14 protein-coding genes and 1 pseudogene are annotated in these 23,479 nt (G+C 40.0%); 5 read left to right on the top strand and 10 right to left on the bottom strand.

Annotation, left to right across the window (positions count from 1 at the left end):
* Positions 1 to 63 precede the first annotated feature (63 nt).
* Positions 64 to 1,224 carry a patatin-like phospholipase family protein gene (locus ACJJH9_RS12500; protein ID WP_444922974.1) on the top strand — a complete coding sequence of 387 codons (1,161 nt, stop codon included), beginning with the start codon at positions 64 to 66 and terminating at the stop codon, positions 1,222 to 1,224.
* 88 nt (positions 1,225 to 1,312) lie between these two features.
* On the opposite strand, the gene ACJJH9_RS12505 is transcribed toward ACJJH9_RS12500, so the two are convergent.
* The 3 genes from ACJJH9_RS12505 to ACJJH9_RS12515 all read right to left on the bottom strand — a co-directional run bounded on the left by ACJJH9_RS12505 (position 1,313) and on the right by ACJJH9_RS12515 (position 3,902).
* Positions 1,313 to 1,537: a GDCCVxC domain-containing (seleno)protein gene (locus ACJJH9_RS12505; RefSeq protein ID WP_444922975.1), complete on the bottom strand. Its 225-nt coding sequence runs from the start codon at positions 1,535 to 1,537 to the stop codon at positions 1,313 to 1,315.
* 78 nt (positions 1,538 to 1,615) lie between these two features.
* Positions 1,616 to 2,323 carry an alpha/beta fold hydrolase gene (locus tag ACJJH9_RS12510; RefSeq protein WP_444902699.1) on the bottom strand — a complete coding sequence of 236 codons (708 nt, stop codon included), beginning with the start codon at positions 2,321 to 2,323 and terminating at the stop codon, positions 1,616 to 1,618.
* 169 nt (positions 2,324 to 2,492) lie between these two features.
* Positions 2,493 to 3,902, bottom strand: coding sequence for a lytic polysaccharide monooxygenase (locus ACJJH9_RS12515; RefSeq protein WP_444922976.1), 1,410 nt, complete (start codon positions 3,900 to 3,902; stop codon positions 2,493 to 2,495).
* A 923-nt stretch (positions 3,903 to 4,825) separates the two neighbouring features.
* Between ACJJH9_RS12515 and ACJJH9_RS12520 the strand changes: the two genes are divergently transcribed.
* Entirely contained in the window at positions 4,826 to 5,425 is a 600-nt protein-coding gene (locus ACJJH9_RS12520; protein WP_444902701.1) for a hypothetical protein, read from the top strand.
* Between the two features lie 104 nt (positions 5,426 to 5,529).
* Here ACJJH9_RS12520 and ACJJH9_RS12525 read toward each other — a convergent pair whose 3' ends face one another.
* Complete coding sequence (locus tag ACJJH9_RS12525; protein ID WP_444922977.1) at positions 5,530 to 7,017, bottom strand: APC family permease; 1,488 nt, start codon at positions 7,015 to 7,017, stop codon at positions 5,530 to 5,532.
* Positions 7,018 to 9,084: 2,067 nt separating this feature from the next.
* Here ACJJH9_RS12525 and ACJJH9_RS12530 point away from each other — a divergent pair.
* Complete coding sequence (locus ACJJH9_RS12530; RefSeq protein ID WP_444922978.1) at positions 9,085 to 10,239, top strand: hypothetical protein; 1,155 nt, start codon at positions 9,085 to 9,087, stop codon at positions 10,237 to 10,239.
* Between the two features lie 133 nt (positions 10,240 to 10,372).
* Here the strand turns inward: ACJJH9_RS12530 and ACJJH9_RS12535 are convergent, their stop codons facing one another.
* From ACJJH9_RS12535 to ACJJH9_RS12550, 4 genes and pseudogenes are all read right to left on the bottom strand, one after another.
* Complete coding sequence (locus tag ACJJH9_RS12535; protein WP_444922979.1) at positions 10,373 to 11,239, bottom strand: glycosyltransferase family 2 protein; 867 nt, start codon at positions 11,237 to 11,239, stop codon at positions 10,373 to 10,375.
* Positions 11,240 to 12,400: 1,161 nt separating this feature from the next.
* Positions 12,401 to 12,832 (bottom strand): annotated as a pseudogene (locus tag ACJJH9_RS12540) (IS5 family transposase); the annotation flags it as partial.
* Entirely contained in the window at positions 12,730 to 13,197 is a 468-nt protein-coding gene (locus ACJJH9_RS12545; RefSeq protein WP_353505443.1) for a transposase, read from the bottom strand. The pseudogene ACJJH9_RS12540 and the gene ACJJH9_RS12545, both read right to left, overlap by 103 nt.
* Positions 13,198 to 13,891: 694 nt before the next feature.
* Positions 13,892 to 15,175, bottom strand: a complete 1,284-nt coding sequence (locus ACJJH9_RS12550) for a hypothetical protein (RefSeq protein WP_444922980.1) — start codon at positions 15,173 to 15,175, stop codon at positions 13,892 to 13,894.
* Positions 15,176 to 15,839: 664 nt separating this feature from the next.
* On the opposite strand from ACJJH9_RS12550, the gene ACJJH9_RS12555 reads away from it, so the two are divergent.
* Positions 15,840 to 17,417: a phytoene desaturase family protein gene (locus ACJJH9_RS12555; protein ID WP_444922981.1), complete on the top strand. Its 1,578-nt coding sequence runs from the start codon at positions 15,840 to 15,842 to the stop codon at positions 17,415 to 17,417.
* A 173-nt stretch (positions 17,418 to 17,590) separates the two neighbouring features.
* On the opposite strand, the gene ACJJH9_RS12560 is transcribed toward ACJJH9_RS12555, so the two are convergent.
* The gene (locus tag ACJJH9_RS12560) at positions 17,591 to 19,408 is read right to left on the bottom strand and encodes a DUF885 domain-containing protein (protein ID WP_444922982.1); all 1,818 of its coding nucleotides are present in this window, start codon (positions 19,406 to 19,408) and stop codon (positions 17,591 to 17,593) included.
* A gap of 825 nt (positions 19,409 to 20,233) precedes the next feature.
* Here ACJJH9_RS12560 and ACJJH9_RS12565 point away from each other — a divergent pair.
* Positions 20,234 to 20,629 carry a DUF1801 domain-containing protein gene (locus tag ACJJH9_RS12565; protein WP_444922983.1) on the top strand — a complete coding sequence of 132 codons (396 nt, stop codon included), beginning with the start codon at positions 20,234 to 20,236 and terminating at the stop codon, positions 20,627 to 20,629.
* Positions 20,630 to 21,273: 644 nt separating this feature from the next.
* Here the strand turns inward: ACJJH9_RS12565 and ACJJH9_RS12570 are convergent.
* Complete coding sequence (locus ACJJH9_RS12570) at positions 21,274 to 22,401, bottom strand: manganese-dependent inorganic pyrophosphatase (protein WP_444922984.1); 1,128 nt, start codon at positions 22,399 to 22,401, stop codon at positions 21,274 to 21,276.
* Positions 22,402 to 23,479: the final 1,078 nt, after the last annotated feature.

The following is a 23,479-nucleotide window of genomic DNA, read 5'->3' on the forward strand; positions in this document are numbered from 1 at the left end:
TTGGAAATAAATATTATTGCTTAAATTATGCCTGAATTGTCGGCAGGCTACTTGGGTGACACAATGAAGACCTGGCAACTTACACTCTTTACACTTCTATTGTTAGCCACAATTGGCATCACAATTTATATCTACAATCATCGCTTTACTGAAAAAACTAAGTTCCATAGGATACCGGTTACTGAAGAAGCCATTATCTATGAAGCCCCCCTCAAGGATAAAGAAACCATCAACATCCTAATTTTGGATGGTGGAGGGGTTCGAGGTCTTATCCCACTATATGTTCTTCAATATATTGAACGTCAAGTAGGCAAGCCTATAAATGAAATATTTGATGTTTTCAGTGGAGTATCCACCGGAGCTATTATTGCTACAGGAATCAACATTCCCATGAAACAACTACGTGAACAATATGGTGACTACGGCTCAAAAATAGACCTACTGATAAAACTTTACAAATCTGAAAGTAAATATTTATTCTCAACACCCTGGTATCATAAAATATTGACTGGAGCTGGAATGCTTTCACCGAGATTCATGGGAGATCGACTCCATCAAGTTTTAAAATTTCATTATTCAGAAAGCTTAAAATTTACTGATTTAGAAAAACCAGTCATAGTGCCTTCTCTTGACATCTACACTGGAAGGGTACATCTTTTTAAAAATTATGGTGAAGAAATTGCTGAGCTCCCTTCAAACAGTGTCTATCAGCTAGTGGTTGCTGCATCCAGCGCGGAAGGGGTATTCCCTCCTGTAGATTTTATAACATCAAGCAGGGACCTCAGTCATCGATATTTTGCAGATGCCGCGGTATCAGAAAATGATCCGACCAGCATGATATTACTGGACATTGTTGAAAAATACCCAAATAAAAATTATTACATACTTATAATGGGATCGGGCACCCCGCCTCTGCGTAGCGCAAAGGATAGTTATCAAGATATAAAAAACTGGGGACGACTGCAGTGGTTTCCTGATATTATCACAGATGTACAACGATCTATGGATACGCAGCAGCTCTACGCTCTAAGAATTGCAAAATTATTATCTCCAAAAGGGAGGATAGAATTTGACTACTTAAACGTAAAAGTAAACAATCCCAAAGTCGGAATTTTTGACTACGAATCAATCAATTCATTAAAAATTCATGCAGATAGATTAATAGAAGAAAATAAGCCGGAAATTGATCAAGCCATTGAACACCTAAAGGAGAGATCAGAATAGAATGGGCTAAACGCCTATACATTCGATCCCGCTTGAACCAACAGCCTACCTGTTTATACTTTCTTACCACTAAAATTATGGCTGCCCCTTACGAGGAGCAACAAGATTTTCCATCTTTTTGAACCGGTGGGCACGCAACCGTTCCATAAGAGCAAAATACACAGCAATCGCCTTTCTTGGGACTTAATAGCTCTCCACAATTCTTACATTGATAGAACCATTGGCAGGCATCAATCGGCATAGTTTCCGTATGATCATGACCACATAAAGGGCAGGTGATCCTGGAAGTTAAAACCTGCGCACTCTTTGTCATATCAATCCCTTTAACATTTGTGACTTAGGCTATAAAGACAAGTCCTGAGTTTCTCAAGCAGCAATCTGATAAGAATATTTAAATAGAGGCTATTAGTATCTGCGTTAATTCCTCAGGCTTATCAATCATTACATCATGTCCACATTGAATAGAGTTGGACTGCCATCCGCTATCCCGCTGTACCATTTCATAAAATGGCTTACCAATTCCCGGAGTCCACCCTGTTGCATAGATATAAATGCGATCAGGAATTAGTTTCCAAGCCCCCTCCAAAAAGATTGGTTGCTCAAAGGTCTTGAGGGGCTGGTCTACACAGCGCCTATTAACCCAGGCCTGATCATGAATATTTACTCCAAAGTTTTTAGCCTGATCTGGGGCTACCAGAAAGCCTTTATCTGTAGACCTAGCACTTTCAAGCAAGGTAGAGCCTATTTCCTTAGGTAAGAGTTCTAAAGTGCATAGCCCGCTCTCCGGCACCAAAGCATCAAGATAAACAAGGGTGCGGACATTACTGGGTACCTTATCAGCAACACCGGTAATGACCATTCCCCCATAGCTATGACCACATAAAATGATGTTAGAGAGCTCTTCCGATTCAATGACACCAAGAACATCCTGAATATGTGTGTCCAGGTCAATCTTATCATTTAAAAGATGAACTCTCTCTCCTAGACCTGTTAATGTGGGAGCAAATACTAAATGGCCAAAATTACGCAAGCGATCCGCAACCCGCCGCCAACACCAACCTCCCTGCCAAGCGCCATGTACCAAAACGAAGGTTGCCATCCGTTGCCACCTTTATGTACGTAATGAATTTATATGTAATAACCGACCAAAGAGGCTGGTAAGAAATGACTTGAAAAGTAGCATTTCACGCTGTCAATACTAAGGAAATGGGTCACCTATATTCAACCGCCTCCCTCTCATTATATGGAAGCGGTTGAGAATGTTTAAGTTACTCACATGAGCTCTGCTCCCAGTACTGGGGTGCAGCAGTGGGAGACCACCAGTTTGGCCCGTAGGTGGAAGTATATACCTGGCCCTCAAAAGTTACACGATCACCAGACTGATAGGCCTCATCGCCTGCGTAGGGCTGCTGAAATTCCGGGCAGGAAGCTGCCGAGTCGCCCTCTGTACTGGTATTGTCATCAGAATTGTTATTAGAGGTATTACCTGATCCCGTATCAGAATCGCTGTTTGATTCACCCCCTGCCGTTTCACAAGTGGTTTCAATCCAAAGTGATGGCGCCGAGCTTGGAGACCACCAATTGGGCTCGTGTTTGGATTCGTAAGCGATACCATCGAAAATAACGATATCCCCAATCGCGTAACCCGGATCACCAGCGTAGGGCTGCTCAAATACTGCACAAGAGGTAGTCCCACCACTACCCTCGGTGTTTCCAGTATCATCTGAATCATTGTCATTGGTATCTGAAGTACCATCCCCCTGATCAGCACTAAGTTCGTACCCAATCTCAACGTTTCTCAGGCCACTATTTTCTAGCAGATAAATACTATTAATACCGTACAACGGTTCAAAGCTGCTGCTACCATCATAATCACCAGCTCTAATACTGGTTTGCTCTCGGTTAATCAATTCAGCCAAGTCGTGAGACCAATTTTCTGCGATCCCTTGCTCACTTGACGCAATCTCCAGAAGTGTAGAATAAGAGCTATTTTCACCGGAGCTATCAAACACACGGGTATATACCTTGTCTCCAATATTTAAGTCTTGTGTTGGATTAATTGTGCCTACAGCACTCCACGCAGTATTGGTAACATTATCACCATCAAACTCAACATCGATAACGTTATAAAAAGCATTCACTGTATCACCAACATCCCAAACAGCGAGTATGACATGGTAACCCTCACGATCTGGAACCTGACACTCATGTGTCATATTTGTTGGAGGTTGCTCATAGTTTCCATCCACTTCACAGAAGGGATCAAGATCAAACTGATCACGGGTTAAGGACGCGTTAGGGTTCCAGTTTTCTTTGGTAATATAGTATTTCCAATCTCTGCTTACATGGTTCGCAGTGAAGTGCCATTTAAAGGTTTGCCAACCAGAACTGATATAATTCTTAACCCAGCGATCAGAAGACTGTTCATTTAGCTCTGACCAAGAGCCATTCCCCGCACTGGCAATCTGCCCATCAGCGGGTCCACTTTCCGGGAAGCCTTCATTACCCTCTACACTTTGTGGTTCCCACTGAACTGCACCGCAGTTTATATTCATCTCTCCAGAGTCGAGAGGATATTTACATAGTGTCCCACGTGCGGATGCAACCCCGCCATCAGCAGCTTCTACATAACCATGGCCAAGTACATTAGCGCTAATTCCAGTTAAAACTACAGCCATTAATGTATGACTAAAAAAAGGTTGTTTAAATACAGAAGCTAATTTGGTTTTTCGGTAAATCATATCTTTGCCTGTTATTCAATCTTGTCCGATGTCCTTCCCCAGTTAAGCTAGATCCTTCACTTACCGAAGCAGGTTTTACTTCAGAAGTAGCGTTAGCGACAAAGCTATGGACCGCCACTGATTAACACGGTTCCTAGAAACCAAGCAAAAAACCATTTAGATGGAAAATAGAACCCTGCTCTCACTAAAATTCAGTAAAAGCAATATAAAACCACTTAAAAAAGCCAAGAGAGCATAAAAAACTGAAATTATGATTCGAATTCACAATGCCTTGATAAAATTAATGAACACCAACGACAATTACGGCCAGATTTTTGGCGCAAAAAAACAAGCCAATAAAAAACAAGGAGCAGTAGCCATGTTTTCCATATTTCCTGCACAATTACGCTGTAAAATGTCCAATTGTGGAAGCCCATCTATAGTTACCTTCTACCCGCAAGCACAATAAATCCTAGTGACTGACAAGCAAACCGCGCACAAAAAGATATTGCACAATTCTACTTTGATCCAATTCTAACCGGGATATAAATAAAATCTGAGCGAGCGCATCTATGTATAGTTGAAAGTCTGCAAGTGTAAATAAATAGAGCTATATAACGTCAATTGCACTCTGAAAACTCTGCCTTCTAAGTGAAGGACCCAAAACCACTAACCGAAACCACACGCCTATACTTTCGAACAGGAAGGACATTATCTCCACCTTAAAAAACTGAAAGAACTCACCGATAAAATCCCAAGCTATATTTCTCTTTCAATTTGTAATTAACTGATATTGATCAAGGTCTCTGCGTGATGTACGGTTATATTGACAGTGACCAAATAGTCACATAATTGATAATTATCCGATAAGGAGGCAATGTATGGCAGTTCAGCTAGGTGGGAATTATGCTGCTTATCGATTCAGACCGGAATGTACCTGGGTGACAGGCACCAATGCAGGAGAGCTGCGTTCTGATGGTTATGGTTCCTGTGTGGGGCTAGTACTCTATAGCGGCGCCCCTAGAAAGATTGGTGTAGTCGCTCATTTTTCAGGATCAATGCAAGCTCCGCAGGTAAGAAATGATGCTCTTGAGATAATGGCAGCAGTCTGCCCTATTGCACCGGGAAGAAAGTGGCGGGGATGGGTTTTTGGTGGCGTATCACTCAATGGTAGCTCTTCACATCAGACCATGCTTGGAAATGGATCTAGCTTGACACACACACGAGCGTTAGTTGATACCGTACGTGGCGTGTTGGAATTTAATCGCATGTTTGATGTTAATTTTAACATTACGAATATGGAAAGATTTAATTTCACTACCCAGGGAGTTTTCACTGAGATGACTTTACGTCAAGGTGGAAATTATGTTGGACATCAGGGTGTTAAGTTAGATCTTGCCAGCGGAAGAGTAACCTGGGATGATCTCAATCATGGTTCAGGCAACTCGAAAGCCAACAAGATGATTAATTCTATGTTTTGACCTTCAAAACTTGACCTGGCAGATATCTCACCACTGCTGTCAGGTCAAACCTTTCAGACCTAATTTTTATGAAGATGCCCACTTTATGAGAGCATCTTTTACCCTTAATCTCTTGCCTTATAACTTTTGCAGAATTCAACGTAATAACGCGAAGATATCAACAGATAAAAAGCTGCAGATGCGCTTATTATCAACCAAATATTTGATATAAAGTACAAGCTCCATAAGTATGCCAAAAATGGAAAAGTAAATATAATTAGCTTATGAAATCCAGCTTTTGTTATATGAAGCCCTGCATATATAGAGACCAAAACTGATAAAGACACACATACTAAAAGCAGCGAAGAAGACTGTAATGTCTGCATTAATAAACCCAGTAGGATAAAAACTATCAGCCCAAACCAACGGGTGTTAGGCTCAAGCGCTCCCATACTGATAGGCGCAGCCATATAACTAACAATATGGTATCCTGTCACTATTACCATAAGTGCTGCCCAACTATCCGCATTAGCCAAAACAATAGCTGCCAATATCCAGTTAACTAGAATGGATCGTCTGGAAATATTGTGCACTGGATCTAGCACCGCTAGCCAGCGAGGCATTTGCCCTACCTTGGCCATCGCAAATAAAATCCTTGATGAAGCTCCAAGGTACGTATATCCAGAAGCTGAGGGGCTAGTGATACTATCTGCAAGTAATATTAACGCCAAAAAGTGCAGGCCAAGCAGAGTAGCTAGATCTAATAGTGGTGAAGCAAAGTTCAACCCCTGCCAACCACCATTCTCTATCAACACCTGATGTGGAACGGCCTCCATAAAAGCAAATTGCAATGACAAATAAACCAAAGTAATGATTACTATCGATAGTGTTATCGCCAAAGGGATATTGCGTTTAGGATTTTTGATTTCACTAGCAAAAGCAACACTTACTTGAAATCCATTGTAGGAATAGATCAAACCTGCACCAATGATGGCTGAAAAGGCACTATGGAACTCAAATTCCTGACTGGAAGGAAGAGAAAAATTTGAACCTATGTGATTTCGGGTAAAAACTACAATGAGTAATACTGTCAGAGCAAATAGTGGAGTAAAAATCTTGAGTACAGTTACAATATTATTGATTTTAGTTAGCCAACGAATACCATAAAAATTAATCAGTAGATATAGCGCTAAGATGCTAAGGGCAAGTAACTTTCCCCAAATGGTAAGACTATGACTTTCAATCAATAAAGAAGAGCCAATAGCAGAAGAAAGGTATTGTGTAGTAGCCTGAGCCTCCGTTGCAACTACCATTAGAATGCCAAACCAATTGGCAAAGGAAAAAGGCATACCAAAAATACTGTTATAAGAAAAAGCACAGGCTTGAGCTAGTGCACCTCGGACCGGATAAATCGACACGACACGCGTAAGACACAAACCTACCATCAAAACTAAAACTGCTGCGAGTATCCATGCTACAAATGCCCAGTTACCCGCATATCTAGCCGTTAATTGGGCGCTAAACAGCCAGCCCGAGCCTATCATGCAAGTTGCACTGAGCAATGTTGCGCTTAGCAGCGTCGCTTTTTTCTTACCACCCTTCTTATGATGCATGTTTGGTAGATTTTTATAATTTATATTTTGGGTAGATCACCATTTTACCAATCGAAGCATATCAATAATTCTAATTCACCTGCCTGACTAAAAAACACACATAAGCTTTTGCAACTACTTATCTACAGTTAGCAGCATCCAATAGTTTTTTTTCGAACTTATATAAAATTTCCAGATTCATAACCTCTAAGAAGTTTTGAAGCCTAATGTTTAACTATTGATCCTAGATATTCTGTGGTTAACAAATTCAATACCGATCAATTGAAGCACCTAGTATACTGTTTAACTATCAACCGACATCAAATAAGAATCATTCGTCGTGTAATGCCTCTAAAAGGCATAGAATTCGTCATTTTATCTACTGATATATCTATATTTTCTATCTGCCTTTAGCCCACCCAAAAAGAAAAATATATTTGATTAATCTATCTATACCAGTACGAACATATTGCAAGCGCATTAGAGTAACAATTGATAGCAAATAGCTTTTGGGGAACTCACCTGTATTGTCTAACGTTGGATTCAAGGCTTTAAGTAAGCATCAGAAAAATAAAGCCATCATCTTACTAGTTATAAAACTATAAAAACTGGCAGCTCATATAGCAATGTAATACTATTTCCTTAACTAACTGAAATTGTTTCAATAGATAGGCATGCAAGTTTAACTTTCGTTTTAAAAAACTGTGCGATCACTGCCTTGAATTGATTATGCATAACAGTAAAGTATTGTAAGGTTTCCCCAGAAAATTATTAAGTTATTTCTCAACCAATTAATATCAATCAAGGATTGATTCAACTTCCATTCAGACATCCTCCCTAGCTTAATACTTCAAGTAAATTAAATACCTATACATACAAGCTCAAAAACATAACCCCCTACTTTTGTTGAGTATTAGATTTCAAATACTGTTAAAAAAATCTAAAACTACAGCCATCGATAAATTCATTAAGATAAATGAGTGTGCCAACAAATAATTATGCAAAATCTTGAACAGAAGCAGTACATTTAATTGCTATATGGCATACCTCCAAAAAATATTGGAGAAGAAAAGAATCTCCTATCAAAAGCCTAAACACGATACAGCCAACCAACAGATAGACTTGGAAGCTATCTAATAACTTCTGAGCTTTTCAGCATCCTGTCTTGATCTGTTTCCTATTCCTCCTCTGCCGGTAGGTGAGATCCAATCCATGACTCACCAAATAATCTCGTCGAAAGTTATGGTCAGTCACTTTAAAATTGACAAAGCGACCAATTTCTGTACTTCAATGCATAATATGAATTATTGGATGCAATAAATTTACTTCAGCTAATGAGGTAACGGTAACCCGTAATAAAATGTCTTCGCAGCCGACTACTACCATCTACTTTGTACCCTAACTCTGAATAGTTTCCCAACTTCAGCCCTCATTTTCTTGCTGTAGAAAAACTGTAATCGGAAATGATGCCCCATTTCAAACAGAAACCTTTGATGAAGTTGTCCCAGAAACTTTCATCGACCCCCTTAACAAGTACCTTGCTCTTCCTATAGTTAGTACCTTTTCCAGCAAGTGCTCGATGGGGATAGTATAAAAGAAGACGTTTCCATTGGGCTCAGGAGGGAAAAATTCATAACATGCTTTCTAGCCGATCAGTGGGCTTTGTGCCTCTTTTAAGCGCAGAAAGGCAAGGTTTGATCATTGCCAATGATCACCTGTTAATCTTGACATGAATCGGCTCTCAATTGTCGGTCTTATTTTTTGTGACTACGTAAGACCAACCAATTTCAAATTATATAATAGCTCTCAATAATCAAAGATATCATTATAAATAACTAAAAAGAGATTTAAGAAGCGTGGAAATAGCTTTTTGGAATAAATGTTATCGACACCTATTTAAACACAACATCAGACACACAGCCTAAATAAAATACTCAATGAAATTTTTTCCACATTGAATGTTATAAATTTAATAATGATCTATAAGGAGAACTCCAATTCTTCTAATGACAAACTAAGCTTATTTAGAGCTTTAAAATATGGTTTTCTTATAACTGAGATATTAGCTCGCACTCGCAGAGAGATCTAATGCAAATTTTTACCAAAATATTGATCAATGTATTTACTCCAGTAAAAACTCCTAAAAGTTTTGTGCAGCAGTTTTTAAAAGAGAATGATACTGTAACAACATTAATGGTTTATCGCTTTAAAAAATATGGAAGGGAAGAAATTACGAGTTGCTTGAGCATACTTTATGATTTGGTAGAGCTAACTTCTGCTCCTCACTCTAAGCCTTATTATCTTTCTCAAATAAAAGGATTGCAAAATCAGGCAACCAAAAATTCAAGTAGAAATTTTGTTTATAGAAACCTAGAAAAGATGAGGATTCCAATTTACATTCATTTCAGCGAGGACAGTACCTACTTCATTATTAATCACGAATTCTTCTCAGGATATACGGGACTGCTGGTTGTTAAATGTGCAAAATATATATTGCAAGGAGAAAAAGCTAGATCCGAAAAATATTATTTAAAGTTAAAAAGGCTCTACCATGGGAGTAGAAATCGCTCACTTTTGAAGTACTCAATAGATTTTCTCAAGGCCTTATTTCTCATTGCTGGACTAATTTTGTACAACAGGAGGGATTCTAAAAAAAATCCTTTTCATTTGAAGGGGTATAGAAATACAAAAGGAGACGTTGACGATATTGTAATGATATCGGCTAAAGTGAGAGCTGAAGAACCTTCTCTTGAGGATATCACCGAAAAGTTACTCGTTTTTTTTACAAAATTTATGGGCAGAAAAAAAGCAAACATACTAATAACACAGGAATTTACACAAAATTTACCTAAACAACACATCATTCAGAAAAGAATCGGTAATACTGCTTGCGGATTTAACTTTTCCTTCAGCACACTAAGTAAATCTGCTCGCCTGCAGATTCGTCTATTGCAGAAGTATGATATAGCCTACTACGGAATGGTTTTACTTGATGCTCTAGGGGTGGAAAAAAAATCTGACCGGCTGATTAAAGAAGACTTTATGCTGAGTTACTTACCCATTGGGGATGATGAGTGCATCGCAGTCTATGCAATTGCAAGAGATACTTTGAATTTTACTATAAGTAAGCATCGCAAGGGCTATTGGATATACACCACTGCCAATAAAGCGGCTTTTGACATAAAAAAGATAACTTTTTTCTTAAGAAAATTTTCAGTTGAATGCAATGTAACGGGCATCTAATGGCTGAAGTCTCATTGCTTCACGAATATTGTAAATCATATCTTGTTAAAAAATACTAAATTACCATTTAGATATAGTGCCACGCTCCAATATAAATAAAAAATCTCAAGCGAATTTGAGCAGCTTCAGTCAATTAAAAACCTGTTAAACCAAAACGCCTGAACTCACGAGCACTAAATTCATAGTATCCGTTAATTTTCTTGCAAATGTACTGATAGTTTGGGTTATTTAGCTTTTCAGTCTTTGAGACTGACTTGTCAATTTTCTCAGCCGATGCAACCTCATCTTGATGATAAACAACGGCTTTATCTGCAAAAATTGGTTCAACCTTTAATTCACTGATAACCCTGTAAGCCATATCAATATCATCATACCCCCATGTACCATCATAAAATTCGTCAAACATTCCCACTTTGATAATATCTTCTTTTTTATAGATCATATTACAACCATAGAAATGACCCCAGGGTTGCTCCGTATCAGGTAAGTCTTCTATCTTACCGATCCTTCTATCTTTTGTTAACCCATAATTCGATGGGCTGTTAAATCTGGGACAGGAACTTAGATGTGTATCAGTGCCGTCGATCATATCAACCTCAACATCCTTGAAGTGAATGAACTCCCTCAACCCTGTCATACAGATGTTCTTCCCCTTGTTATTAATTATATTATTAATCAGCATTAGGTAATTGGAGGATGGAATGCAGTCGCTATCTGTAAAAACACACCAGTCATATTTAGAAATCTTTACTCCTAAATTTCGAGCAGAATTAAGGGCAAAAGGATTATCTAAGATCTGGCGATAAAGTAAGGTTAAATTCAACTTGTCTTTGTATTCCTTATAACAAGAATAAATACCTGAATCACTTGAATTGTTATCGACAACAATAACTTCGAAATCTTCTTTTGGATAATTTTGGACAGAAAACCCTTTCAGCATGTTGCGCAAGAGACCCGAATTATTATAACAAGGGGCGATTATGCTAAATCTAGACTTCATAATATCAATCGTTCCCTTGTTACCATTAAGTTCACTTTCACTACATAATGTTCAATAAAATATTTAAGCAAATTTAACTTCCTCCCTGTGGCTGTAATTCAGAGATTTACCTTATGGGTAAGCTCCCATTCTCGCCTATCATCCGTGTACGCATAATGATTATCAAGGTGCCAAATTCTTAAACAATATTATTCATTGGGATCTTACTTGTGCAGTAGTATAAACATAATATTTGCCTACTCAAGATGAAATTCATGCAGCTTGACAGCTAGCGATCTACAATAGAGTCGGGCTTGTACACAGATCAATTCAGATCACAACCTATAGATATTCACTAGTGTTATATCCATGAATACAGAAACCAACATTTCGCCTTTCAACTATAGATTGCATCTCAAGAATTTAGGGGTTCACATTCTTACCCCTTAAAGGACAATCCGGCATATACCAAGAGGATGTTGATTTTTTATATCACAATTATTATGAAATATTAAGTAATCATGATCAAACTTGCCCTAATACACAAAGGGAGTCTAAGGCCACAGTTATTATTAGTAATGAAACCCATATTTAACATTAGCATTCATACCAATGATTCGAGAATACCTATGAGTAGTCGCCCACTAAATAAGTGTTAAACTTCACGCAATAAAGAGCCTACATTTCATTAGCCGAAACCAGGCTTTAACATGTATTTCCCTCTTTTGTATTGTACAAAATCTACTTTTAGGGAAAGTGACTAACACCATGGACTGTAGACTTTCCACAATCAATAAGCTGACAAACAGAATATATACATGCGCTCAGTATTTTTTAATGACGAAATAAATTCTTACTATGGTGCCAACATTCCCCCCTTATCCTGCCCACCCTACACGACTTTACTTACGCTTAAAGCGCCCTGATTTCTTTACTGTGTTCCACTTCACTTCTGTAGATTCTAATTCATCATGTTTTTCTACACAGGTAGAATCAGAACATGCCTAGTCAGGGATTACCTGCTCATACTGAAATTTAAATCTCGTACTTATTGGCAGCTATTGTATCGGCGCTATGTGTTAGCCCGCCAGAATCCTATAAATCAACATCCAACTTTACTTCAATATACCTGATTTTTTTTGTATTACGTTATTCAGGATCACGCTTCTTCTAGAAACTGTTTCATAACTTCTTTAGCGTAATTAACATGCAGGCAATATAGAAAAAAGCTCTGTATGAAGATAAGTAGCGATCCCACCTGACGACTAAACGGCGGTAGTTCCCTAGCCATGCAAAAGTTCGCTCAACTTTCCAGCGTCGCACATATCTCCTAAGCTTTCTGCCATCTTGTTTCGAAGGTTTTCTTCTATTCCTGCGGTGAGGGCAAATTAGGTCAATTTCACGGCGGGCCAAACTATGGCGTAGTGGATCAGAATCTGCAGCCTTGTCGTACACCAGTCGTCGAATTTTTGTATTTTCATAGGTAACATCGAGTAGTGGATGTAATAAATTTACTTCTGCTGGTGAGGCCGAAGTAACGGTGCCTCCCAATGGAATACCTTCGCCATCGACCACCACCATCCACTTTGTACCCTTGCCTCGCTTAGTTTTTCCGACTTCTGCTCCCCTTTTTTTGCTGAAGCAAAGCTACCATCCGAAAAGACTTCTTCCCAATTGAGCAGGGATCTTTGATCGAGCTGTCCGAGAAATTTTCTCCAAGCCTCCAACCAAGCGCCTTGCTCTTCCCAAAACTGGAGCCTTCTCCAGCAAGTACTCGGCGAAGGGTAAGATGGGGGGAGATCCTTCCATCGTGCTCCTGATCGCAAAATCCACAAGATACCTTCAAAACATGCACGGTTATCAATGGGTTTGGGACCTCCTTTTCCACGTTTTAGCTGGGGAAGGCAAGGCTCAATCAATTTCCACTGAGCGTCGGTTAATTCTGACTTAAATCTACTCACACTTACTGGTCTTATCATTCCATGAGGTCGCAAGAATAACTGATTTCAAGTTATGAAACAGCTTCTACTTACTCTGTGGAAGAGGATACCAATAAGTCGAACCCCTAACATTTTAAAAAATGCATTCAATGCCAATACAACTCTCAGTGGATACACAAGTAGTGTCTCTCTGGCCCGGTCGTTAATAAGTAAACACTCAAATTTCAGCTCCTTCTATAAAGGGGGAACATTCAACTGAGAAAGAAAGTTCCCCCACGAGTTTTAACTTATACTATGATTCGCCAAATCTGACTTAATGTATAAGTCATACATACCCCAGCAGGAAGACAAACAATACCCCATCAGAATAAAATTATTCAAAAAACCCAAGTAGAGGTTCGAGCAGATTGAAAAATATTCTAGGGGTTGTAAGGGTACATAGGTTATAGGCAGCATTTCACGAATGGCCACAACCCTTCGAAAAATCTTTAATACCGGAATTATGCCGTTCGGAGTTTGTTACACCGATTTTTCAGGATGATTCGTATACACCATTATGAATTTAAAGACTTAGATAGCCCTGCAAAGCCATACCTTGGTTACAAATTATTATTAGAGACAGAAATCTAAATAAAGCAACCAGACTTCCTCAAAATTACTTTACATGTAAAATATAATGTGATCTATCCAATCAGAGCTCTTTCAGTTGAGTAGGTTGTAGAATATGATTTATTCAAGTGTTCTTGACAAGATCCCTAAGTGTATTGATAAATTTTTCCGCGAAGTTTAAAACATTATCTTTCTTAGTAAGGGGAGAACAGTAAGAGAAAATAAATACTGAGTTCCTAACCGTTGAATAGGTTAACAGTGATATTGGGTGAGCACCATGTGTCTGGAAAGGAATAGCTGTTACAATTTCAAAAGATTTCATGTGCGTGCCCAAAGCTTTCATGCTTCCAACATTTGAAATACATAACCCTTCAGAGAAAACTGGTTTATTATTTTCATATTCTTGAGCCCAACCGATAATATCCCCTAGGATATAATCTTTAGGAAAGGCGAACTTACATGATTCTCCCTCCGCGGCTTGGCGATCAAGCTCAACTTGCAAGTATCTTGCTAGCTGCCAAATATTACTAGTATCAATATTAGGTATTACTTCTAAAGTGGTTACTGCTGAAAATGCACCCACTGCGCTTAAACCGATTTCTGATCCACATAAATCTCGAACATCTAAAGGTAAGAGGATTTTAATCCAGTCCCTATGATTAGGTAAAATTTTTGAGGCCTTAATAGCAACAGCACAAAAAAGTGCACTAGGCCTAACTTTGTAGCTCTTCCCCTGCTTTACAATACTTGAAAGATCCTCCATAGGAAATTGTCTATAAATAGCGTGCCCCTCACGCTCTGCAGCAAAGGCTGACTCTTCAACTGGCCATTTAAATAAATCATCTTTAGCGTTACATGACTCCTGTCTTGCGAAGTATTTGGAGGAGCTAAAGTAGCTCTCAACCGCTTCATACAAGGGCTGCCTTCCTAATCTAAATGTCTCAGGCTCCCTAAAATATATATCTAGAACACAAAAAAGAGTCATTACTGACCGGCCATCCAGGGCTGCATGGCTGCTTACCAGGGATATCCAGTCAACTTTATTCTGGGAATTTATATAGAACGAGAGCGTATAAGTACATTTTTCAACATCAAGTCCAACCTCGCCTCTACGCGTAAACTCCTCTTCAAAATCAAGAGGACCATCTAATTTCACAGCTTCGAAAGGGATAGAATCAAATGACACATCACAACGCCAACGAAGTTGCTCTCCAGACTCCACACGTGCTTGTAATAGAGGATAAATTTTATGAATAGATGCAAACCCAGACTTTAATTGCTCAACGCTTAGTGGTGTAAGAACTTTAATGAAGGAAATAACTAAAGTACCTCCACAGGTCCTCCTGGCTAATTCTGTGAATATTGCTTCTTGAGCACCTAACACTCTGGAAAGGTTTTCACTGGACACAAAATATCATCTCCATAAGGCATATCTATGCTAACTAAAGTAATTCCTAGAGGAGGTAATAACAAAGAAAATTTAGTATTGAAGAGTGATTTTTTTCATACATTTCACACTTAATAGCTGCATTATTTTTTTACTTTTTAGCATCAACCAGGAAATTAATCTACGAAACTGAACTTATACTTCTCGTGTATTGAGTTAAACTCAACTTGGCTTCAGCCTACTAAAAGGACAGGGCAATTTAAAAACCCGATGTAAAACTTCGTTATAGATAGTTGCCAATACGCCTCCCAGAATATCTGCGTACATGACGGCAGTACACAAATTAATTTCAGAGAAAATCTAATAAGAAGTGATATAGATTAACGCTTCACCAATAATACTACGGATGCTCCCCATTAGGCTCCTTGAGCTCAGTATATTTAACTGGACAGTTTTTTTGAAGCCGCATAGTTTTAATCAAGGATGCAGTAAACACTAATTTTGCACTAAAGCGGAAATAATATAGAGTTTTGTACAAGCATTTCTCCCACCTTAATTTATCTTTAAAACTTTAGATCTAGCAATAGACAAAATGGTATCGATAATAATCTGATTTTGGACTCTTTATTTTTCTGCGGTTTTTGACGACAATTGATCCTAACCTTTTCCTACTCAGAGAATAATAATGAAGGATTTTTTGATTATAGGCGGTGGCCATAATGGCCTTGTCTGTGCCTGCTATTTGGCTAAAGCTGGAAAAAATGTAACGATTCTTGAGCGCCGGTCGATTGTTGGTGGTGCTGCGGTTACTGAAGAATTCTACCCAGGCTTCCAAAACTCTGTGGCAAGCTACACCGTGAGTCTGCTTAACCCCAAGATCATCGAAGACCTCCATCTACGAGAGCATGGCTTGGAAATCAAATTACGGCCGCAATCAAACTTCTTCCCACTTTCAGAAGCCAATAGTCTTTCCTTCCATAAGAATCTTGTAGATACACAGGCAGAGGTAGCACGTTTCTCTGAGAGAGACGCAGCTACCTTACCTGACTTTTATGCCATGCTGGAAACCGTTGCGGATATTTTACGCGAAGAGCTACTGCGCGCTCCTCCCAACGTGGGTGGTGGCCTTATAGACCTGGTTCGCGCTGGTGGATTTGGGCTTAGAGCGAAAAAGTTAAGCATGGCATCACGCCGAGACGCTCTGGACCTGTTCACCAAGAGTGCTACCAACGTGCTGGATGCCTGGTTCGAAAATGACCATGTAAAAGCTGCGTTCGCCTTTGACTCTATTGTCGGCAACTATGCCGCTCCAAGCACTCCCGGTTCCGCCTATGTGCTCTTGCACCATGTGTTTGGCGAGGTAAACGGTGAGAAAGGCGCTTGGGGCCATGCTATGGGTGGTATGGGTGCTATCACTCAGGCCATGCGTAGAGAGGCAGAGCAGCTCGGGGTCACTATTCGTACAGACGCTGAAGTTAAAGAGGTGCTTATCGATGGTGGTCGCGCTACCGGAGCACGGCTAAGTAGCGGGGAAACTATTGCAGCTAGTAAAGTAATCGCTAATGTCGGCCCTAAACTTCTCTATTCCCAGATGATTGACGAACAACATCTGGAGCCGGAATTTCACCGCAGGGTACGTGGTTTTAGAGTGGGGTCCGGCACCTTCCGTATGAATGTCGCACTGTCTGAACTGCCAGACTTTGCATGTAAACCCGGTACTCACGTACAACCGCACCACAAGTCGGGAATCGTCATTGGCCCTACCATCGATTACCTGGAGCAGGCCTATATAGATGCGGCTCAATACGGCTGGTCAAAGCAACCCATAGTAGAGATATTGATCCCCTCCACCATCGATCCCTCCCTAGCCCCCGAGGGCCAACATGTGGCCAGCCTATTCTGCCAACAATTTGCTCCAGAACTGCCGGAGGGTAAGAGCTGGGACAACTACCGTGAGCAGGCAGCTCAAACCATTATCAATACCGTCAACAACTATGCACCCAATTTCCGTGATTCCATCATCGCCCAACAAATCCACTCACCGCTGGATTTAGAGCGCAAGTTTGGCTTGATGGGTGGCGATATCTTCCATGGTGCCTTAGGCCTGGACCAACTGTGGAGCAACCGCCCTTTTATGGGCTTTGCGGATTACCGCACGCCGATTCAGGGCCTGTATCTCTGCGGTTCCGGTAGTCACCCGGGAGGTGGCGTTACTGGAGTGCCTGGGCATAATGCTGCGATGGAGATTTTAAGGGATAAATAAAAAATGACCCGCAGAAAGCAGGCCATTATCTGTTTGGATTCAGTAGTGGGGTATGAGTCGAACTCAACCCCCTTTCAGGCGCTACAATGAACTTGTTGATCGCTATTACAATTAACGCGAGCTCACTCTAAATAGCAAATGATACTGCTTGAAATGCCTTTTTATTAACTCTCTTAGACTTTCTTAGTAGCAATCCAGCGGTCAACAAGTTGCTCTAACACCATCAGCGGTACGGCACCATTAGTTAGCACTACATCATGGAATTCACGTATATCAAATTTACTCCCTAACTTTTGACGAGCACGTTCTCGCAACTCCAATATCTTTAACATACCAGTTTTATAAGCTACAGCCTGACCCGGCATCACAAAGTAGCGCTCAACCTCAGTGGTGACTTCAGTTCTCGGAAAACCGGTCGTTTTCACCATATATTCAATTGCCTCTTCTCGACTCCAGCGCTTGTGATGTATACCGGTATCTACCACTAAACGAACAGCACGAAGCATTTCATCTTGTAATCGCCCAAGATCATCATAGGGATCATCTTGAAAACCAATCTCCTTGGCTAGCTTCTCTGTATAAAGAGCCCAGCCGTCCGCATAAGCTGTATTTGATACGGCTTTAAGAAAAGTAGGCAATCCCTCTAAATCTTTTGCAATTGCCTCTTGAAAATGGTGCCCTGGAATTGCCTCATGATAAGCTAAAGTTCGCATGGTAAATTTCTTTGTTTCATGGACATCGCGCAGGTTTACATAAAACACCCCTCCGCGAGACCCATCAATTGCAGGGTGCATATAGTATGCTTTCGGTGCGCCTTGTTCTTTGAACCCTGCAATTCGCTTAACTTCAACGCCCGCAGTTGGTTTTATGTTGAAATAATCGTCAATACCTGCGTTAATCTCATCGATAATCAATTGATAGTCTTTGATAATTTGCTCACGGCCCTTATCTGAATTTTCATAAAGAAACCGAGGATCATTATTTATAGCGGAGAAACGGGAGTTAATGCTTCCCGTATCAAGACCTACAGAAGCAAAGATCTGTTTCATTTCGTCTTCTATACGTTCTACTTCCATCAAGCCCGTATTGTGCAGTTCATCGGGAGTCAGATTTGTAGTGGTATGAATACGTATTTGATATGCATAAAATTCATCACCTTCCGGGAGGGCCCAAACGCCATTATTCTCTGAAACCTTATACTGTAATTCTTGATAGTAAGCGATCAAGCTTGCGTACGCAGGATAGACATTTGTTTCAATTAATATTTTTCCTCTATCAAGGATACGTGTACGCTCTTGATCTGGTAAAATTTCAAGAGTATCCAAGCGATTTTCCAGAGAGGTATAAAGTATGTTTTCATGCGCCGGAACGTTAATAAACCCTTGCATTTCGCTTAACACACGATCAATTACAAAGCGTGGAGGCAGGATCTTTTTCTGTTCCCGAATTTTCAACCCATCCAATACTTGAGAAAATTTTCTATCTACTTCACTTAAGCGGGAGAGATAATAATCCGCTTCTTTGACATTGTTAATTTGATGCAACTCAACAAGAAACTCCGGAAGAGTATTTTGCACACCAAACATTTGATTGAGAGGGTAATTATGATGCCTCCAGCGCTCCCCTTCTACTAGACTTTCCAGGTAGTACTCCAGAATATCATAGGAAATTGCCTGCCGGTCATTGAGACTAGATCTGTCATAGCTCCTTAAAGTAGATAGTTCATCCTTAACTATCTGTATCTCATGTTGCTTCATCTTTTCAGAAACATCATCAAGATGAGCATTATGGCCATCAATCCCAAATCGTTCCAGTATGCGAAAAATTGAGAGTGTTTCCGGGCTGGTACTTTGAATTTTTATAAAGGCTCGCTCAAAATATACATTGATAGACCATGGTTTAAAATAAATTGCATTGACGGCAAAGACCGAGATTGCAACCATCCCAAGCAATAGTATCCCGCCAACCCACTTGGCTGTTGTTTTTATCATTATTAGATCCTCCTAATTTGTGCCACTATTTTCACTATGCCCTTAAACAAAGCACAACCATTAGCTCTAGATAATGCGTCAAACAAACCGAATAAAGCGATAAGATGCACATTGTAGATAGATCATGACAGAACAATGGCTTTCAGAGAGGCCTGAAGACCAAAGTAGCTCAAATATTACCAAGTAAGGATCTTCCACCATCCTTTCGATTCCAGCTGCGAAAACCACCATATCACCACGCTATTCTGCTAACAAATCACTCAAGAACTGCTGGAGGTCAAAAACTAGAGAACTATCGTGATTGGTCAGCGAAAACTATTACTGGTACCATCATTAACTACAATTCGAATATTCGTAATGCCATCATCGCCCAGAAAATTCACTCTCCCCGGATTTAGAACATAGGTTTTATTTGATCTATTGTGATATCTACCTTAATACTTTGGGGTTGTATCAAGCGTGGAGTAACCGGCTCTTTATTTACTTTGCGGATTGGCGCATCCTGTCCAAGACCTGTATATTTGTGGCTCCGGTAATCTCGATAAGTGTAGCGATCTGTTTTGGGACTTAAGACACCAAGAATCAGGTGATACAAGGGCCGAATAATTTTACCCTTGACAGATGATAGATAACGACTGTTCAACCTTGCTTCAGATTTAACCCTCTAAACCAAGTTCTAGATGCTAGAATTGACGCTTAAGGATGATGCCATCAAACATATTTTTTAATATGTATATACCACTTATAAAAAATAACTCAACACCGCCACTCTAGACATACCTGAAACTGGCGTTAAAGCTCGACGAGGCTGAAAGATTGATAACCATGAAATATGAAACGATCGATGATTTTAATTCAGCACAGGTCGGTAAAGAGCTGCTGATATGCGATACTTTACGACAGCTAATTGATAAAGGCCTGACAAAAGCTGAAAGTAAGATCTGGCATGGCCACCCTGTATGGTTTTTAGAGGGCAATCCAATTGTAGGGTACAGTAAACTAAAAGACTGCATTCGCCTGATGTTCTGGAGCGGTATAGACTTTGACGAGCCTAAGCTCGAACCAGGGACAGGAAAATTTAAAGATGCTTCTATTCGTTATACAGACGCAGTGCAGATAAAAACATCTGATATAAAACGCTGGCTAAAAAAATCAAAGGTAATTCAGTGGGATTACAAGAATATTGTCAAACGAAAAGGGAAGTTGTTGCGTATAATATGAGCAAGGGTACGCATGTTGCTAAATTTAGTATAGCTCGGGATTAATGCTCGGCTTTATGAATTTATTGCCATCTTGAAATTACAACGTGTAAAAACACCGGAGCTCAACCCCAGCCTTTTGGGCTTAAACTGAATAATTGCCTACTAAAGAAAACCAAAATTATTTAACAATTTTTATTTACTCTTGCAGCTTTTGAACAATGGAGATAACGCTCGGATAGTATCCACATAGAATCTCACCTTTACTTTTACGAATGATTTATAAAACAAGTTCTCAATGACGTAATGGGGATGATTATCCTGAGGTAAGTAAAAATTTATTAACACTTTAAACTTTTCATTAGTCTTACCCTCCACCCCTTTATTTAAAAGCGAAACGGTAAAAATTCATTGCAATATTAAATCAGCTGTAACATTTCAATCACGATCATCGTTGATGATCAAGTCATCGTTTCGTCAGTGAAATCAAAGGCGTTCCATTATTTGAATCGTAGTAAAGCCTCACATCTGGTATAGGACAGCTTTACTCCAACTTTCTTGGTATCTGTTTTTCTTGATAATGATTACACTTAATTTGTTCCTCGCCCAAAATGGGCATCGCAGGAATATAATCTTTTCAGAGAACTCAATAAATCAGTCAATCTTTCAATTCTCTAAAGCTCTTTGAATTGCTGGGCCAATTTGGCGTTTTCGCGAGATCACCCCTTTAGCAACAACCATGTCATCTACTACCTGGTCCCCAAAAGCGGAGATAATAAGATCTTTGTCTGAGGTGTCACTCCAAAGTAGATAAGATTTATTTTCACGAGTGTCGACAATTGCGAAGATCAAGTGATTGATACCTTTCTCTTTTTTTATCTCGCCCATGGCAGACTTAAGTTCATACCTTCTGTTGATTAACTGCTGAGCTGTCAGCGTTTCAGCAACACCAATGCCAACTTTTTTTCCTCCGAACTCAAAATCTTTAAAATCAAGTAAAACAATATCCTTGGCGGAAAACCCACCCAGATCTGATTTCTCTAGCAACATCCGCTCTGCAAACTTATCTACATCATCTATACCAGCTCTCTTTGCCAATTTTTTTACATAGACTTTGTCGTACTCGGTTGTGGTAGGTGATGTCAGGTTAACCGTATCCGAAAGAATTGCAGCCAACCCCATACACGCCAGATGAACTGGTAATTCAATAGCAAACTTCTGAGCATGATCAGTTAAAATTGTCGCGCTCGATCCCCATGGCCTAGTCTCTATACTGATTACATTTGGAATATTAATTGGCGATCCACCAATCGCATGATGGTCGATTATTGCTACGATTAAGTCTGGATCAACGCCAGTTGGCAATTGAGTGCCTTGATTAAAATCCACCAATCCAACAGTCTTTCCTGAGAAATTCTCAATTATTTCGGGCTCCTCAGCACCACATTGTTCAATGGCGAAGCGAGTCTCCGGATTGATTTTACTGGGAATTGCTGGCTTACCACCATAAATGAAGGCTGAGAGCAAGCTCCCACTAACGGAATCAGTATCGGGTATTTTATGCCCGGTCCAAACCAAATTCTGGGTGCCTTTTAACTCTTTCCTCAGATAGTCAGCAGCAACTTCTCGGGTAGACGTATCTTGTCCCAGGTCTGAGGAACTGATTTCCTGCGCACCTAATGAAGCGCCTACAACCAAACTGAGTGAAAAAAACAAGGCTCTCGAAAGCAGACCGGGGAAGTCTATTGGGCGGTGATCACCTAATATTGACAGGCATGAGATTAGAAATCTCACCAGCATCCTCCACAGTCATTTGCTAACAGATTAATAGAAACCTTAAAATAACCGATGGCATGACTAACATCCGTCCATCACATTCATTCACTCATTGTATCTTAAGCGGATCGATAAACTATCAAAGATCTCTGAGTAAAGAGGTAAGCAGCTCGTACTATAGACAAGGTATAGTCACTTAGCGGACAAACCAACTACAGCATAACTTTACTGGCTCTATTTGTCGCATGTGGATACAAATAAACGTATTCCCTCGAAATTCTTGCTACTTCACCCACTTTCAGTATTGACACCAAATAACCTAAGGACACTTCTCAACACTCACCAAATATAAAGCCTAAACCGCCAACCCTACTGACGAAATTTAATAAAACACCTGCTATTTATCCATACCAATATGAATAACCAAGGACTCGGCCCAGAATCATCCAAATATTTCTTGGTGTAACCCCCTCATATCAGTGCATTTACCCCTACGCCTAATACCAGTGAATTGAAACGCCTATGAATAGGTTGGCATCAGATTTTACACTTAGTAACGTAGCCTATACCGTAATGAGTAATCATTACGATATCGTACTTTATATCGGCAAAAAGGCTGATCTGACCAGATATCGAAGTGATTCTTCACTATCTGGAGCTATTTAAGGCCTCGAACTTGGCACAACGATAACCCAGGGCAGCGTACTCGATCAGTGTGAATCGCTAAAGCTACAAAGCGTTGTCCTTCTATGGCAGAAAATTTAATCAGTGTCAGCTGTTTTATACATCTCTTAAATGAATCCCAGCTAATCCAGAAGACAGCGTTACAGGCCACTTATTTAAATCCTGGGCTTTATTGGATAAAAGCGTTAACGCAGCCAGTATGGGCTATGTAGACCTAAACACAGTCAGGGCCAATACCACAAATACGCCTAAACACCCTGATTACACTTTGATTCAACTATGCATTCGTGCAGCAAGCTCAATAAACATAGGGTACATGGCTTGATCCACCATCGGAGTTTCCTCTTTGCTAATTTAACCCTGCTCCAATCTATCAACACTACGATTTCTGACTTATTACCACAAAGTGAAG

The sequence above is a fragment of the Microbulbifer mixtoriginis (SeqCode) genome, assembly GCF_052466715.1.

Coding starts and splice junctions, on each gene's coding strand:
- ACJJH9_RS12500 (WP_444922974.1), top strand. CDS start 64: ATGAAGACCTGGCAACTTACACTCTTTACACTTCTATTGTTAGCCACA.
- ACJJH9_RS12505 (WP_444922975.1), bottom strand. CDS start 1,537: ATGACAAAGAGTGCGCAGGTTTTAACTTCCAGGATCACCTGCCCTTTA.
- ACJJH9_RS12510 (WP_444902699.1), bottom strand. CDS start 2,323: ATGGCAACCTTCGTTTTGGTACATGGCGCTTGGCAGGGAGGTTGGTGT.
- ACJJH9_RS12515 (WP_444922976.1), bottom strand. CDS start 3,902: ATGGCTGTAGTTTTAACTGGAATTAGCGCTAATGTACTTGGCCATGGT.
- ACJJH9_RS12520 (WP_444902701.1), top strand. CDS start 4,826: ATGGCAGTTCAGCTAGGTGGGAATTATGCTGCTTATCGATTCAGACCG.
- ACJJH9_RS12525 (WP_444922977.1), bottom strand. CDS start 7,017: ATGCATCATAAGAAGGGTGGTAAGAAAAAAGCGACGCTGCTAAGCGCA.
- ACJJH9_RS12530 (WP_444922978.1), top strand. CDS start 9,085: ATGCAAATTTTTACCAAAATATTGATCAATGTATTTACTCCAGTAAAA.
- ACJJH9_RS12535 (WP_444922979.1), bottom strand. CDS start 11,239: ATGAAGTCTAGATTTAGCATAATCGCCCCTTGTTATAATAATTCGGGT.
- ACJJH9_RS12545 (WP_353505443.1), bottom strand. CDS start 13,197: ATGATAAGACCAGTAAGTGTGAGTAGATTTAAGTCAGAATTAACCGAC.
- ACJJH9_RS12555 (WP_444922981.1), top strand. CDS start 15,840: ATGAAGGATTTTTTGATTATAGGCGGTGGCCATAATGGCCTTGTCTGT.
- ACJJH9_RS12560 (WP_444922982.1), bottom strand. CDS start 19,408: ATGATAAAAACAACAGCCAAGTGGGTTGGCGGGATACTATTGCTTGGG.
- ACJJH9_RS12565 (WP_444922983.1), top strand. CDS start 20,234: ATGAAATATGAAACGATCGATGATTTTAATTCAGCACAGGTCGGTAAA.